The following is a 15,236-nucleotide window of genomic DNA, read 5'->3' as shown; positions in this document are numbered from 1 at the left end:
ATGGAGCCGATCATTGCCTCTGACAGAATTCTTCCTGAAATGGAACAAATAATCGATAAAACATCATTGAATTCATCTTTTTATCCGAACAGCCGTATTTTAGAGGATAATTACCGAAAGAACGATTATATAGCAACTGTCTCTTCCTTTCATTCAGACAGTCAGGCTGGATATATTTATATGTTTAAAAACACAGGATCTTTAAGAGCATTGATTAGTGAGTTGAACTCTCACTTTCTGATTGCGGGAGTGCTCAGTTTAATCTTAATGGTATTCATTCATTTTATTCTTTCAAAACTTTTAACCAGACCGCTCGTTAAAATGAAGACGGCCACCGAGAAAATCAGCAATGGAGTTTTTAACGTGCGGCTCCCGAGAGCTGGAAATGACGAGCTCGGACAATTATCCAGCGCAATCCAGAAGTTATCGGACGATTTAGAAACCATAAAGGCAGAGCGGGCCGAGTTCCTCGCCAACATTTCCCATGAACTGAGAACTCCTCTGACTTATGTTCAAGGATACACAACGGTTGCACGCAGGGAAGGGATTGCAGAACAAGAGAGAACAAAATACCTTCAAATCATTGAGGAAGAAACCGAAACCATTGTAAAACTGGTAGAAAATCTGTTTGAGCTTGCAAAGCTTGATGAAAATACATTTACAATTTCAAAAGAATCATTTGAACTTTGCCCTTTTCTAAACAGATTATATTCAAAAGTGAATCCCGCCTTTCTGAATAAAAAAATGAGATTACATGTTAAGTGTGATACGAATCGGATTATTCATGCGGATCCGATTCGATTGGAACAAATCCTTCTTAACCTGCTTGATAATGCTAGAAAGTATTCACTAGAGGAGACGACCGTGACTCTGACTGCAATCCCTGATTCAAAAAATGTCACATTCACCCTGGTGGACGAAGGATTCGGTATTGATCAAACCTCTCTTCCTAACATCTTTAACCGCTTGTACCGGGTAGAAAAGTCGCGAACAAGAGAGCTTGGCGGATCGGGACTTGGGTTATCAATCGTAAAAGAATTGGTCGAAGCGCACAAAGGAGAAATCACCGTAAGAAGTACATCCGGAAAAGGTACGACTGTACAAATACATATTCCGATTAAGGAGAACGCCACATGACAAACATTCTGATCGTGGATGATGAAGCAAGAATGCTGAACCTGATTGAACTTTTTCTTAAACCGAACGGCTTTTCCTGCACGAAAATCAATAATGGACATGAAGCCATTCAGCACCTGAAAAAGAAAGACGTTGATTTGTTGCTGCTCGACATCATGATGCCTGAGATGTCAGGGTGGGAAGCATGTGAAAAGATCAGGAAATTCTCGTCGATTCCAATCATCATGCTTACCGCAAGAGATACAAAAGCAGATCTCATCAATGGCCTTGAGCTGGGGGCGGATGATTATCTTACCAAACCATTTGACGAAGAAGTGCTTCTGGCAAAAATCAAAGCCGCTTTAAGAAGGCATAAAAACGAATTCCAAATTGCAGACTCACACCTCTTGATCAGAGGTGATTTCCAATTGGATTATCAGTCCTATTCCTTAAATCACAACGAAAAACAGATCAACCTTACCCTGAAAGAATTTAAATTACTTGAAGCCTTAATGAAAAAACCTGAACGGGTGTATACTCGTCAGCAGCTTCTATTGATGATATGGGATAATGCTTCGGACACTGAGATACGCACGGTTGATTCTCATATCCGTAACCTTCGGGATAAATTGAAAGCAGCTCAGTTTCCCATAGAAAATCATTTATCCACCATATGGGGCATTGGTTATCAGTGGAAAGTATAACCATAATGAAAGCAGGAGAATACATATGAAATTCAAAAAAACGATCGGTATTTTATTTGTAACAGGACTATTCATGACGGGATGTTCTTCTTCCGAAGAAGACTATAAGTTCATCGCCCCTGAATCAGAGAATGTCGAACATTTACATGGTGCAGGCTATCCTGAGCATAGCGATGCTTTTTTCATTGCCTCCCACAACGGACTTTTTAAATTCGAAGATAGCAAATGGACTGAAGCAAACAGCAATAAACATGATTACATGGGCTTCTCTTCATATAAAGATGGCTTTTATTCAAGCGGTCATCCGGAGAACGGTTCAGACTTGAAGAATCCATTGGGACTTATCAAGAGCACTGATGATGGGAAGACAATTAATAAACTCGCTTTTTATGGGAAAACTGATTTTCATTATCTTTCTGCCGGTTATCAATCCGGCCAACTACTGGTCTTCAATCAAGAGTCTAATTCACAATTGGACACTGGACTTTATTCTTCAAGTGACGAAGGTGAGAATTGGGAGAAGAAAAAGATGGAAGGAATTTATCCGGATAGGATCGGAGGATTGGCCGTCCACCCGACCAATAAAAATGTTGCTGCAATCAGCAGCCAGGATGGAGCATTCCTTTCTGAAGATGGAGGGGATACTTTCTCTCCAATAAATCAAGGCAAACCGACTACAAGTATCCTTTTGAATGACAAGACCGGAATATACTCCAGTGTAGATGGCGGGGGAATCAATCTGGTCAAGTTCAACCTCGAAACACTTGAAGAAAGAGAATATCAATTGCCTCCGATAAAAGCAGATAACCCGATCATGTTCATTGCTTATAATCCTAATGATCAGTCGGAATTGACCTTTGTGACTTATAAGAATGATATCTACCGTACAAAAGACAATGGAAACAATTGGACGGAAATTATGGATCGTGGAATACCTCAATAATACAACATTAAATGAACTGATAAAGGAAATAAAATGCATAAAACATACTGGAACAAAAAAGTTATAATCTAAAAAACCCGGACTGATTAGAATTCTAGTTAGTCCGGATTTTTTATTTAGAGCAATCGTTTCGTATGGAGCCAGTTTCAGCTGTTGATTGGAGATGCTGCACAACTAACTGCTTAATGCGAAGTTGCTGCTGACTCAGCCGAATGTGTTGAATAGTATCGATTTAAATTCACATCCTAAGATAAACTGGAGGTGTGATAAATTTGTTGGTGAACTTTTTCAGAATATTTAATGCCATTGTTTTATGGACAATTATTATCTTTTTCCTGCCTAAACAATCCTTTAAAAGATTCTTTCCAGTGACTCTATTTTGCTCATCGATCATGTTAATACAGACTCTTATAAACCCTATTTTTAAATGGTGGCAAGTAAAAGGTGGATATAAGTATATGGTCTTTGACGCATTAGCCTTTATATTTGGCCCTTTTTTCACAATAAATTTATGGGTATTCCATTTTACTTATAAAAAATTTACATTATATGCTTTTTGCAATTTAATTATTGATGGTATATTTGCGTATCTCTTAAATCCATTTTTCCAAAAAATTGGTCACTATAAGTTAAAAAGATACACACCTACAACATTATTTATCATTTGCTATTCGCTTTCCCTAATCAATTACGCTTTTCAAAACCGTTTCGAAAAGCCAGGTCCATCAGAAAACCCTGATCCATCGATTCACAAATAAATATCTATGCCGGGCACTTTCTTCTCCCGCAAACTAATGTACTCCTTGAGTGTACCAGCTTGCCCGGCAACACTCCAATACTTCATTTAGCGGCGCACCAAAGCCTTCCAATCTGCTCAGCAGTTCTCCTTAGATTTTTCAGTGTAACTTCCGGACTCATCGCTTCCTCTAAAGGAATCGGCCCACTTACAATCGTAAAATAAGCGGTAATTCCAGATTCATAAAGAGAGGGGCTGCCCTCAGAAATATCTCCAGCTATTGCAATGACGGGGATGCTGAGCTTTGATGCCGCACGAGCAATTCCAGCTGGAGCTTTTCCCATTGAAGTTTGTCCATCCAGCTTCCCTTCCCCTGTAATAACGAAATCAACTCCCTTAAGCTTCTTCTCCAACCGGGTCTGTTCAAGAACCAACTCAGCACCAGATTCCAGCTCACCATTCAAGAATCCCGCAAAAGCAGCGCCTAACCCACCCGCTGCTCCCGCTCCAGAAATCTGCTGCAAATCAATCCCGGACTGCTCCAACGTGACATCTGCAAAATGTCTCAACCCATTGTCAAGCTCTTCAACCATATCAAGTGTCGCCCCCTTTTGAGGACCATAGATAAATGCCGCACCGTCCGGTCCATAGAGGGGATTGTTTACATCACAAGCAACCTGGAAATTAGCCGCTTTTACCCTATCGGATACATTACGGGCATCCACTTTAGCGATGGATTTAAGTTCTGACCCCCCGAAGCCTATAAGCGCTCCATCATGAGTGAAAAATTGATATCCCAATGCTTGAAGCATCCCAACCCCGGCATCATTTGTAGCGCTTCCACCAAGCCCAATGATAAATTCACTACATCCTTTTTCCAGGGCGTCTATGATTAGTTCCCCCACGCCATAGGTGTTTGTGTTTAGAGGGTTGAGTTGTTCCTTTGTTAATAATGGCAAACCGCACGCTTCCGCCACTTCAATAACAGCTGTCACCTTATTTCCCAAAATCCCGTAAGTTGACTGAACAGGCTTACCCAGAGGCCCTGTCACAATTGCTTCGATAAATTCACCGTCCGTCGCATTGACGAGTGCCTCCACGGTACCTTCCCCGCCATCGGCAACCGGAACAGTCTGAATGGTCCAATTAGAATCCACCTGTACGAACCCTTCCGCCACCGCCTTATTTGCTTCTACTGATGAAAGACTCCCTTTCAGTGAATCCATTGCAATTAAAATGTTCATAATAATCCCTCCTGTGCAAACAATCCTCCGTCAGTTCCTAGTGTAATTGCTTCAATTTGCTATAATAAAAAAGAAAGGAAATGATCGGGGTGAAAAATATGCGTTTTGAAGAACGTATTCATAAATACGAATATAAATTAAATGATACAGACGACCAAGTGGTGGAATACATATTAAATAATAAACAAGACTTTGTAACGAAATCGATTCAGAGTTTAGCCGCAACCCTCTATACAGTTCCAAATACCATTACAAGACTTTCAAAAAAGCTGGGGTATGACGGGTTCTCTCATCTCAAGAACAGGATTAAAGATGAGCTTGATTCCACCGATGGAGAGAAAAAGGATAGCTCTAATTACTTTATCCAGAAAACATTCGAACTCTTGGACATGGAACAAATAGAAACCACCGCCAAAATGCTTCAGGATGCAAAGCATGTCCTCTTCTATGCTGTTGGCGATACGGCTGATTTCTGCAGAATGATGGTTCGTCATTTACGTGTAGTTGGCAAGTCCTCCGAATATTCCATTCATCGTCATGAAATGCTTCATATGATTGAAGAAATGAATAAACAGGATGTTCTTTTTTTAATCAGCTTATCAGGTGAAACACCCCAAGTCCTGGAATTGGCAGAAAAAGCAGTACAAAGAAACATACCAATTATCTCTTTAACGCACTTTAGCAGGAATTCTCTTCAAAAATTGGCGTCTATTAACCTATATTGTTATGCTCCAAAAAAAGAAAAGAATGGATACAATATTACCGACCGTACGCCGGCGATGATTGTTCTGCAGACATTATCCCAAATTTACTGGAACCACTATTAAAAATGTGTAAAAATACACGTGAAACCGGCTAATCAAATATCAATGGTGTAAAAATAAGAAGAATCTGGCTTCTTATTTTTTTTTTGTTAGGATGTATTTGTAGATGAAAGCACTTTCAACCATTAGGAGGTAACACTTCATGCAACTTCAAACCCTTACCTCACCAAGCCTAGTCAGTACTGGAAAAACGTTTCAATCAAAACAAGAAGCCATCCAGTATTTAGTCAATCAGCTTGGTGATGCAGGAAAACTAACCAATAAGGATGAATTTCATCAAGCTGTATTAGATAGAGAAAAGCTGTCTCCAACAGGATTTGAGGGTGGTCTTGCGATTCCACACGGAAAGTCAACAGCCGTCAAAGATGCAGCTTTTGCGATTGCCACGTTGGAAGATCCTTTAACCGACTGGGAAAGCATTGATCCAAATAATCAGGTTCAGCTCGTCATTTTACTTGCTATTCCAGAAACAGAAGCAGGCTCCACTCACTTGAGCTTACTTTCGGAATTTGTAACGCGGTTATCCGATGAATCGTATAAAAATGGATTATTAAACGCGAAAACCAATACAGAATTATTCGAGCGGCTCGATAATACAGAAAGAACAGAAGAAAATGTCGCGAAAAAGAGATTAAACAAAACGGTGTTAGCGGTTACTGCTTGTCCAGCTGGAATTGCTCATACTTATATGGCTGCTGAAGCATTAATCAAAGCTGGAAATGAAATGGGTGTGGATGTCTTTGTTGAAAAACAAGGAGCAAACGGAATCGAAGATCGCCATACAACCAATCTTCTCAAAAAAGCTGATGCCGTCATATATGCCAATGATGTAGCGGTTAAAGAAGAAGAACGGTTTACACACTTGCCTAAGGTGAAAACATCCGTAGCAGCTCCATTACGGAATGCACAAGACTTGCTGCAACAAGCACTCGATAAGGCGGAGAAGACTCCAAAAAAAGAGTACAACCCGGCCCAGTCAGGTGCCTCTTCTGATGAAGAGCAAGACGAAAAGTCATTTAAAACTGAAATCAAAGATTCGATCCTGACAGGTATCTCTTATATTATCCCGGTTATCGTTGCTGGCGGGATGACCTTGGCAGCAGCCGTACTAATCTCGCAAGCGTTTGGTCTTCAAGATGTTTATGCTGAAGAAGGTTCCTGGCTATGGTTACTAAGACAGCTGGGCGGCGGGCTTCTTGGACAACTGATGATCCCAATTTTAGCTGCCTATATGGCGTACTCGATTGCCGACAAACCAGCTCTGGGACCTGGTTTTGCAGCTGGGGTGGCCGCCAATCTGATTGGCAGTGGATTCCTTGGCGGGATGCTCGGTGGTTTCCTCGCCGGTTTCTTCTTAAAATATTTAAAGAGAACGATTCAGCCAAAAGGTACCTTTGCAGGGTTTATTAGTTTCTGGGTTTACCCGGTTGTCGGAACACTCGTTGTCGGTTCGATTATGCTATTTGTCGTCGGGGAACCACTTGCCTGGTTGAACGAAGGTTTAATTAGCTGGCTGGATGGTCTCTCGGGTACGAACGCCATTCTATTAGGGGCCATTATTGGTGCCATGGTTTCCTTTGACTTAGGAGGACCAGTTAACAAAGCCGCTTACACATTCTGTATCGGTGCGATGGCAAGTGGGAATATTGTCCCTTACGCAGCTTTCGCTTCCGTTAAAATGGTTTCCGCCTTCGGTGTAACGGCGGCAACCATCGCAGGTAAAAAATACTTTACTAAACAAGAGCAAGAAATCGGTAAACAAACATGGCTTCTCGGTCTTGCGGGTATCACTGAAGGTGCGATTCCATTTATGATTAATGACCCATTGCGTGTCATTCCTTCCCTCGTTGCCGGTTCTGCTGTAACAGGAGCAATCGTTGCTTACTTTAACATTGGGTTAAACGTACCGGGAGCAGGTATTTTCTCCTTAGCTTTAGTCGAGGGGCAGCCGATTGTTTTCGCAGCAAGCATTTGGTTTGGAGCTGCACTACTTGGAGCACTTATTTCGATGCTTCTATTAATTGCGACCAGAAGGAGCAAATTGAAAAAAGAAGGCAGAGTTTCACAAAACGCGGCATAACAGCTCTGCTTCAACAAAAAAATATAGTACCTGGAGCGACTCTCCAGGTACTTAATATTGGAGGAAATCATGAAAAAGGTTCATATAGTACCCCATATGCATTGGGATAGAGAATGGTATTTTTCAACAGAAGAATCAAGAATTCTACTCGTTAACAACATGGAAGAAATAATGGAGATGTTAGAAACCAATCCAGATTATCCATACTATGTATTAGATGGACAAACCTCCATCCTTGAAGATTATTTTGCGGTCAAACCTGAGAATAAAGCACGCGTGAAAAAATTGGTTCAAGAAGGGAAATTGATCATTGGTCCTTGGTACACACAAACAGATGAAATGGTCGTTGGTGCAGAATCGATTGTACGAAACCTTCTTTATGGATTAAAAGACAGCGAAGAATTCGGGTCACCCATGAAAATCGGTTACCTGCCTGATTCCTTTGGGCAGTCTTCGCAAATGCCGCAAATCTTAAATGGATTTGATATTAAATACTCCATTTTCTGGCGCGGTACCTCTGAGCGGCATGGTACGGATAAAACAGAATTTCACTGGGAAAGCGATGACGGCTCAAAGGTGCTGGTTCAACTTTTCCCTCTTGGTTATGCCATCGGTAAATACCTTCCCGAGGATGAGGAAAAATTACAAGAGCGGATCAATAAATACTTTACGGTTCTAGACCGTGGAGCGACGACGGAGAACATTGTCCTTCCGAACGGCCATGATCAAATGCCAATTCAGAAGAATATCTTCACCATTATGGAAAAGCTGAAGCGTTTATATCCAGATCGCGAGTTTTTCTTAAGTAAGTATGAAAACATATTTGACGAATTAGAAAAGAATGAAGCATTACCAACGATTCAAGGAGAATTTTTAGATGGAAAATACATGCGTGTTCACCGAAGCATCTATTCTACCCGGATGGATATCAAAGCTGCCAACACACGCATTGAAAATAAAATTACCAATATCCTTGAGCCATTAGCCTCGATTGCGTATTACTTGGGCTTCGAGTATCATCATGGATTAATTGAATTGATTTGGAAAGAAATCATGAAAAACCATGCCCATGACAGCATCGGCTGCTGCTGCTCAGATAAAGTTCATCGTGAAATCATGAACCGCTTCTTCCTTGCAGAAGAAAAAACCGATCAACTTATTGAATTTTACAAGCGAAAGATCACGGATTCGATTGCTACTGACCGCGAAGAAGATCGTTTAACAGCATTTAATCTGCTTCCTTATGAAAGGGAAGATGCGGTCACTGTAAAAGTCATCACAAAGCTTGATTCCTTTACACTTGAAGATCATGAGGGAAAAACGATTCCTTTTGAAGTATTGTCAAAGGAAATTATGGACCCAGGTTTGATTGACCGTCAAATTGTCCATTACGGAAATTATGATCCATTTTACCAATACACTATTCAACTGAAAGACTCGATTCCCGCAATGGGATATAACACTTACTTTGTGGTGAACGCAGAAAGCCCGATGAACCATACGTATGTTGATAATGAAACGGTCGAAACCGACTATTATACTGTTTCTGTAAATCCAAATGGAACATTGAAAATGTATGATAAACAGCTTGAAAAGGAATTTAACAACGTTCTCCTTCTGGAAAATGGCGGTGACGATGGTGACGAATACGACTTCTCACCACTGCCAAATGAAACGCTTATCTATAGTGACCATGCAGATACGGAATTTACTGTGCGGCAAAATGGGTACGAAGCACAAATAGACATCCAGTTAAAGCTTGATGTACCTGGGAATTTAGAAAACCGTAAAAACAATCAAATCAACCGTTTTGTCGACGTTCATTGGAAGATCAATATTCCAATGAACCAGCCAATCATTAAAGTTGAGGCAGAGATTGATAACCAAGCGAAGGATCACCGTCTGCGCACCTTGATTCCAACAGGCATTGCCTCCTCCTTCTCGGTTTCAGATAATCAATTCGGTTTCATCAAGCGCGATGTGTATGACTCTGCAATGGATTACTGGAAGGAAGAAGACTGGGATGAGCGTCCAGATTCCATTTATCCAATGCTCTCCTTTGTTGGCTTGTCAGACGATCAACATGGCGTTAGCGTACTAACCAATAGTTCAAGGGAATATGAAATCATTGGAGACAATTATGATACGATTGCGATTACCCTGTTCCGGAGCGTTGGTGTATTAGGAAAAGAAGAAATGCTGAGAAGACCAGGGCGCCCATCCGGCATTAAGCTGCCTACTCCGGACTCCCAAATGCTTGGCAAGCTAATGCTCGAGTTTGCGATTACAACGCATAAAGGCACCACCACAGCAGCAAATATCGGTAGAATAGCAAAAGAATATAACACTGCCATTCAGACGTATAATAAGATCCCTCATAATGCAATGAGGCTGAATGCAGAAGATGTGAGAACACCATTAAGCTTCAGTTTCCTTCAAGAAACAAGAAACAACACAGTTCTCAGTGTCTTGAAAAAAGCAGAAAAAGAAGATCGCTTCGTGCTGAGATTTTTTAACGCAACAGAAACAGAAAGCAATGCTTCGTACAAAATAAACCCTTCAATCGATCAAATACAAGAAGGGAACCTGAACGAAAAGACTATTGCTCCAGTACATCCAGAAAACAATCAGTTTAACGTACCAATCAAATCCAACCAAGTAAAAACGGTACTATTCTAGAAAACATATATTCCCTGCCCGAACAAGCCTATCCTCTTATGGGATAGGCTTGTTTTACATTATAACGTTATTACCCTTTTGATATTTTTAACCTGCCTATTGGCAGGAATCATGGAATTCGTAATCCACTTGATTCCATAAACCAGGACTCGATTATCCTGAGAGCTAAGATAAATTCAAATAGATTTATAGGGATTGAGTTAAGTGCTTATGAATAGTGTTGCAATAAAAAAAGCCATGTTCTTGCTAATTCAAGAGCATGGCTTTACTAATATATTTGTCGTTGGAAGCTTTCCAAAATGAGAAATTTATGGTTTAAATCAGAACAAAATAAAAACCACCAAATATGTATTTGGTGGAGACGGTGGGAATCGAACCCACGTCCAGAAACATCGCCACTTAAGCGTCTACGAGCGTAGTCGATATATTCGCAAGTTCACTGCAGCTTCTGCCTATCGACGGGCGTCCGTGCAGCTAGTCTGATTGATCTCTTCCTTTGTCCTCAGACGGTGGACTCCGGCGTAGCCTACTAAGAGTGAGTCCCTTACCCTACCACATAGGCGATGGAGGGAGGAACAGCTAAAGCGCTATTACGCAGCTAAAGCTAGGTTATTGTTAGTTTTGCCAGTTATTATTGGCTTTGACGTTTTAACGTAGACGATCCCTACGGCTCGCGACCTAAGCTCGAACTATCCCTGTCGAATCCGTAACGTCCCCATGATAGAAAGGGAAGAACGGGAAGAATAAGTCCAGTTGGTCACTTATTCAATTGTTCTTACAGCCGCTTGATTACCTCGCGACATATACAATTATAACAAATCTACAGCAAAATGCAATTGTAAGATTCCGGAAACCAGTATGCTTACATCCCTTTTTGTCTGTGGGCCAGTTCTCTCTGGATGGATCGATTTGCTTCCTTGCGCTTCAAGTCTTCACGTTTATCAAACTTCTTCTTACCTCTCGCAAGTCCGATCAGCAGCTTCGCTACACCATTTTTGATATAAAGCTTCAGCGGAACGATAGAGTAGCCTGCTTCTTTGGATTCCCCGATTAGTTTGTTGATTTGCTTGCGGTGAAGCAAAAGCTTACGTGTTCTCAGCGGCTCATGGTTGTACCGGTTTCCTTGTTCATATGGGCTGATGTGCATGTTGTGGACGAATACCTCACCGTTTCTAATGCGGGCGAAAGAATCCTTCAGGTTCACTCGTCCGGCACGGATGGCTTTGATTTCGGTTCCTTGCAGCACAAGGCCCGCTTCGTATGTTTCTTCCACTGCATAGTCATGGCGTGCTTTTTTATTTTGGGCAATGAGCTTGCCTTCTCCCTTTGGCATATGATCCCCTCTTTTCTCTTTCTGCCGAGTGTGTTTATTATTATCTCATATTTTGGTGAAGATTTGTATGAAAAGGAAAGGAGCAACGGTAAAAACCATTTGCTCCTGGCTTTATTGATATAGGCTTTGAATACCGCAGTTGATTTCCGTGCAAGACTTCGCTTTCCGCGGGTGACCTGTGAGCCTCCTCGTCGCTGCGCTCCTGCGGGGTCTCACATTGGCCACTTCTCCCGCAGGAGTCTTCGTCTTGCACTCCAATCAACTGCTGGAACGACCTGACAAACAACATAATCCTCTATCATAGTCAATATTCAATAAATCTAACACTCATCACCATTTAACAAAAAATCTTACTTCTTCTTTTTACGTTTGCTTTTTGGGGCGTTTTCGTAGTGTTTTTTGTTTTTCTTTTTCTTTTTGTTGTTTTTTGGCGGTCTTGTCGACCATTCTCCGTCCTCTTTTTTACGGGAGGAGGATTTTCCTTTTCCTCCGTCCGACCGGAATGAACGCACTTCAGTACTTCGTTCCCTGCGGTTATTTTTCATGCCGACGATTTCAAAATCGATGGCGCGTTCGTCCTTGTTGACGCTGACAACTCGAATGGTGATTTCGTCACCGATGCGGAAGACGTTTCCTGTCCGCTCACCGATCATGGCAAGATGACGCTCGTCAAAACGGTAATAATCATCAGTCATGTAGCTTACATGGACAAGCCCTTCGATGGTGTTTGGCAGTTCGACAAACATACCGAAGTTTGTGACAGAAGAGATGATGCCATCGTACTCTTCCCCGACCTTATCTTCCATGTATTCTGCTTTTTTCAGTTCGTCGGTTTCACGCTCCGCATCTACGGCCCGGCGTTCACGGCTGGATGTATGCTGAGCGATATTGCCCATTTGCGCTCCCCATTTTTCCCGTGTTGACTGATCGATCTTCCCTTCAATCAGATACGTCCTGATCAATCGGTGAACAATCAAGTCAGGATAACGGCGGATAGGTGATGTAAAGTGGGTGTAGAACTCAGTCGCAAGTCCGAAGTGACCCAGGCTTTCAGGATCGTATTTTGCCTGCTGCATCGAACGGAGCATCATGGTGGATACAACCATTTCCTCTGATTTCCCCTGAACGTCTTCAATGATCTCCTGAAGGGCGCGAGGGTGAACAGAATTGGCCGTTCCTTTCACAATCAATCCGAAGTTCGTGATGAACTCGAAGAAGCGCTGAAGCTTGTCTTCTTTCGGGTCTTCGTGAATACGGTAAATGAACGGCACTTCCATCCAGTGGAAGTGTTCTGCCACCGTTTCGTTGGCAACAAGCATGAATTCTTCGATCAGCTTTTCCGCAACGGAGCGTTCGCGAAGGACGACATCAGTCGGTTCACCTTCGTCACCAACCAGAACTTTTGCTTCTTTAAAATCAAAGTCGATGGCGCCGCGTTTCATCCTTTTTGTGCGAAGGATTTGAGCAAGGTCTTCCATTTGCTCGAACATCGGCACAAGCGGCTCATAATGTTTACGAAGCTCTTCATCTTTATCGACTAGAATTTTGTTTACATCGGAATAAGTCATTCTTTCCGTAGTCTTGATCACACTTTGGAAGATTTCGTGCTTTACGACATCCCCGTCCGGTGAGATTTCCATATCACAAGACAACGTCAGTCGGTCTACCTGAGGATTCAATGAACAGATCCCATTCGACAAACGGTGCGGGATCATCGGGATCACCCGGTCGACCAGGTATACACTCGTCCCTCTATCAAAAGCTTCTTCGTCAATCGGAGAACTTTCTTTTACATAATAAGTAACGTCGGCGATATGTACACCAAGCTTGTAGTTGCCGTTGTCGAGCTTCGTCACCGTTACCGCATCATCAAGGTCTTTAGCATCTGCTCCATCAATCGTGACAATGGTTTGACCGCGAAGATCCTTTCGGTTCGGGATTTCCGATTCGTCAATCGTATCCGGAACATTATTGGCCTGTTCCATCACTTCTTCAGGAAACTCGACCGTAATTCCATGTTTATGAATGATCGAGAGGATATCGACACCGGGATCATTTTTATGGCCGAGGATTTCAACAACTTCCCCTTCCGCACTCTTCCGTCCTTCAGGATATGCCGTCAGTTTCACTACGACCTTATGCCCTTCAATCGCTCCCTTTTGGGCAGACTTAGGGATGAAAATATCACTAGCAAACTTCTTATCATCCGGAATGACAAACCCGAAGTGCTTGCTTTGGGTAAACGTTCCGACGATCTGATCGACTCCCCGTTCCACGATGCGGACGACCGTCCCTTCTCGTCTGGAACCGGAACTGTTCGACGAAACACGGACAAGTACAATATCTCCGTGCATCGCATTATTCGTTTCATTCGGAGGGATGAAGATATCATCCATACCCGATTCTTCAGGTATGACGAAAGCAAACCCTTTCGCATGGGCGGATACCTTTCCTCTTACTAGATTCATTTTTTCCGGCAGGCCGTACCTGTTGCTGCGGGTGCGTACCACGAGACCCTTTTCCTCCATGACGACAAGCGCCTTTACGAAATCCTTGAAGTTTGTCGAGCCTTCGATTCCGAAAGCCTCTTCAAGCTCCTGTACCGTAAGCGGCTTATATGCTTCTTCTTTCATGTAGGAAAGGAGTTTATCCACATGCTCTTTAATATTTTCGTCCATGACAATCCCTCCTGATCATGCTATTCATTAAACAGTCCAATCCAATCTCTCCAAGAAAGTAAACACATCTTCATGAAGCTGTTCCTTTTCCTTATCAAGTGTAATCACATGGCCGGATTCTTCATACCATTTCAGGTCCTTCTCATCTGCTTCAATATTGTTGTAAATGATATTGGCAGAATCAGTATTGATCATATGATCATTCCTTGCCTGTACGACAAAAGTCGGCGAGTAGATCATGTCGACATTTTCGCGTACATCCGCAATCAGTTCCTGAAGAGCTTTCAATGTGTTCATTGGCGTTTTCTTGAACTCCTCTATTTCCTTTTCAATTTGATCTTCCTGTTTTCCTTCAAATTTCTTAAACTCGCGGGCGTAGTCCACGACCCCTTTATACATGACTTCTTCACTTTTTATATACATAGGCGCGCACATCGGTACAATACCCTTTACAGGTACAGTGTAACCCAATTTCAAGGAAAATACCCCACCCAAAGAAAGTCCGGCAACGGCAATTTCCTCATAGCCTTTATCCTTTAGATGCTGGTATCCATTCATGACATCCTGCCACCAATCTTCCGGGCCGGTGTGTACCAATTCTTCAGGCGGAACTCCATGACCTTTATAATGAGGGGCGTGGGAGGAATAGCCTTTCTTCTCCAAATAACGGCCGAGCATTCTGACATCTGCCGAATTCCCCGTGAACCCGTGCAGCAGCAAAACAGCTCTCGGTCCGGCTTCAAATGTAAATGGTTTTGGTAAAACGGTCTTCATTTATATGAACTCCTTTTCTCATTCATTTAAACAAACGTTTGATTAAATGTCCGCAAGCCCTGAAGCTTCTGACTTAATCGGTTTAAACAGTTGTTTAACTGGATTGTATATGTAATGCGATGTTG

General features: G+C 42.3%; 11 protein-coding genes and 1 other RNA gene. 7 read left to right on the top strand and 5 right to left on the bottom strand.

What is annotated here, in order from left to right:
- The 4 genes from HP456_RS00275 to HP456_RS24910 all read left to right on the top strand — a co-directional run.
- Positions 1-1,137 (top strand): sensor histidine kinase (locus HP456_RS00275; RefSeq protein WP_172248006.1); only part of this gene is annotated, 1,137 nt, incomplete at its 5' end.
- On the top strand, positions 1,134-1,820 hold the full coding sequence (locus tag HP456_RS00270) for a response regulator transcription factor (RefSeq protein WP_172248005.1): 687 nt from the start codon (positions 1,134-1,136) through the stop codon (positions 1,818-1,820). The genes HP456_RS00275 and HP456_RS00270, both read left to right, overlap by 4 nt.
- Positions 1,821-1,845: 25 nt before the next feature.
- On the top strand, positions 1,846-2,763 hold the full coding sequence (locus HP456_RS00265; RefSeq protein ID WP_172248004.1) for a F510_1955 family glycosylhydrolase: 918 nt from the start codon (positions 1,846-1,848) through the stop codon (positions 2,761-2,763).
- A 458-nt stretch (positions 2,764-3,221) separates the two neighbouring features.
- Positions 3,222-3,521: a hypothetical protein gene (locus HP456_RS24910; protein ID WP_246288604.1), complete on the top strand. Its 300-nt coding sequence runs from the start codon at positions 3,222-3,224 to the stop codon at positions 3,519-3,521.
- Between the two features lie 82 nt (positions 3,522-3,603).
- Here the strand turns inward: HP456_RS24910 and HP456_RS00255 are convergent, their stop codons facing one another.
- Complete coding sequence (locus HP456_RS00255) at positions 3,604-4,743, bottom strand: glycerate kinase family protein (RefSeq protein ID WP_172248002.1); 1,140 nt, start codon at positions 4,741-4,743, stop codon at positions 3,604-3,606.
- Positions 4,744-4,841: 98 nt separating this feature from the next.
- On the opposite strand from HP456_RS00255, the gene HP456_RS00250 reads away from it, so the two are divergent.
- The 3 genes from HP456_RS00250 to mngB all read left to right on the top strand — a co-directional run bounded on the left by HP456_RS00250 (position 4,842) and on the right by mngB (position 10,326).
- The gene (locus HP456_RS00250; protein WP_246288609.1) at positions 4,842-5,570 is read left to right on the top strand and encodes a MurR/RpiR family transcriptional regulator; all 729 of its coding nucleotides are present in this window, start codon (positions 4,842-4,844) and stop codon (positions 5,568-5,570) included.
- Between the two features lie 139 nt (positions 5,571-5,709).
- Positions 5,710-7,647 carry a PTS 2-O-a-mannosyl-D-glycerate transporter subunit IIABC gene (gene mngA / locus HP456_RS00245; RefSeq protein ID WP_172248000.1) on the top strand — a complete coding sequence of 646 codons (1,938 nt, stop codon included), beginning with the start codon at positions 5,710-5,712 and terminating at the stop codon, positions 7,645-7,647.
- Between the two features lie 69 nt (positions 7,648-7,716).
- Positions 7,717-10,326 carry a mannosylglycerate hydrolase gene (mngB, locus tag HP456_RS00240; RefSeq protein ID WP_216663121.1) on the top strand — a complete coding sequence of 870 codons (2,610 nt, stop codon included), beginning with the start codon at positions 7,717-7,719 and terminating at the stop codon, positions 10,324-10,326.
- A 353-nt stretch (positions 10,327-10,679) separates the two neighbouring features.
- On the opposite strand, the gene ssrA is transcribed toward mngB, so the two are convergent.
- From ssrA to HP456_RS00220, 4 genes are all read right to left on the bottom strand, one after another.
- Positions 10,680-11,043, bottom strand: a transfer-messenger RNA (tmRNA) gene (gene ssrA / locus HP456_RS00235).
- Positions 11,044-11,188: 145 nt separating this feature from the next.
- Complete coding sequence (gene smpB, locus HP456_RS00230; protein WP_172247999.1) at positions 11,189-11,659, bottom strand: SsrA-binding protein SmpB; 471 nt, start codon at positions 11,657-11,659, stop codon at positions 11,189-11,191.
- Positions 11,660-12,009: 350 nt separating this feature from the next.
- Positions 12,010-14,337 (bottom strand): ribonuclease R, encoded by a 2,328-nt coding sequence (gene rnr / locus HP456_RS00225; protein WP_172247998.1) that lies wholly within the window; start codon positions 14,335-14,337, stop codon positions 12,010-12,012.
- A 27-nt stretch (positions 14,338-14,364) separates the two neighbouring features.
- The gene (locus HP456_RS00220) at positions 14,365-15,111 is read right to left on the bottom strand and encodes an alpha/beta hydrolase (RefSeq protein ID WP_172247997.1); all 747 of its coding nucleotides are present in this window, start codon (positions 15,109-15,111) and stop codon (positions 14,365-14,367) included.
- Positions 15,112-15,236: the final 125 nt, after the last annotated feature.

The sequence above is a fragment of the Bacillus haikouensis genome, assembly GCF_013179555.1.
In the GTDB taxonomy this organism is placed as follows: domain Bacteria; phylum Bacillota; class Bacilli; order Bacillales; family Bacillaceae_B; genus Rossellomorea; species Rossellomorea haikouensis_A.
This window is presented reverse-complemented; position numbering and strand designations above follow the sequence as displayed.

Excerpts from the sequence above, each read along its gene's own strand:
- HP456_RS00270 (WP_172248005.1), top strand. The coding sequence starts at position 1,134 with ATGACAAACATTCTGATCGTGGATGATGAAGCAAGAATGCTGAACCTG.
- HP456_RS00265 (WP_172248004.1), top strand. The coding sequence starts at position 1,846 with ATGAAATTCAAAAAAACGATCGGTATTTTATTTGTAACAGGACTATTC.
- HP456_RS24910 (WP_246288604.1), top strand. The coding sequence starts at position 3,222 with ATGGTCTTTGACGCATTAGCCTTTATATTTGGCCCTTTTTTCACAATA.
- HP456_RS00255 (WP_172248002.1), bottom strand. The coding sequence starts at position 4,743 with ATGAACATTTTAATTGCAATGGATTCACTGAAAGGGAGTCTTTCATCA.
- HP456_RS00250 (WP_246288609.1), top strand. The coding sequence starts at position 4,842 with ATGCGTTTTGAAGAACGTATTCATAAATACGAATATAAATTAAATGAT.
- mngA (WP_172248000.1), top strand. The coding sequence starts at position 5,710 with ATGCAACTTCAAACCCTTACCTCACCAAGCCTAGTCAGTACTGGAAAA.
- mngB (WP_216663121.1), top strand. The coding sequence starts at position 7,717 with ATGAAAAAGGTTCATATAGTACCCCATATGCATTGGGATAGAGAATGG.
- smpB (WP_172247999.1), bottom strand. The coding sequence starts at position 11,659 with ATGCCAAAGGGAGAAGGCAAGCTCATTGCCCAAAATAAAAAAGCACGC.
- rnr (WP_172247998.1), bottom strand. The coding sequence starts at position 14,337 with ATGGACGAAAATATTAAAGAGCATGTGGATAAACTCCTTTCCTACATG.
- HP456_RS00220 (WP_172247997.1), bottom strand. The coding sequence starts at position 15,111 with ATGAAGACCGTTTTACCAAAACCATTTACATTTGAAGCCGGACCGAGA.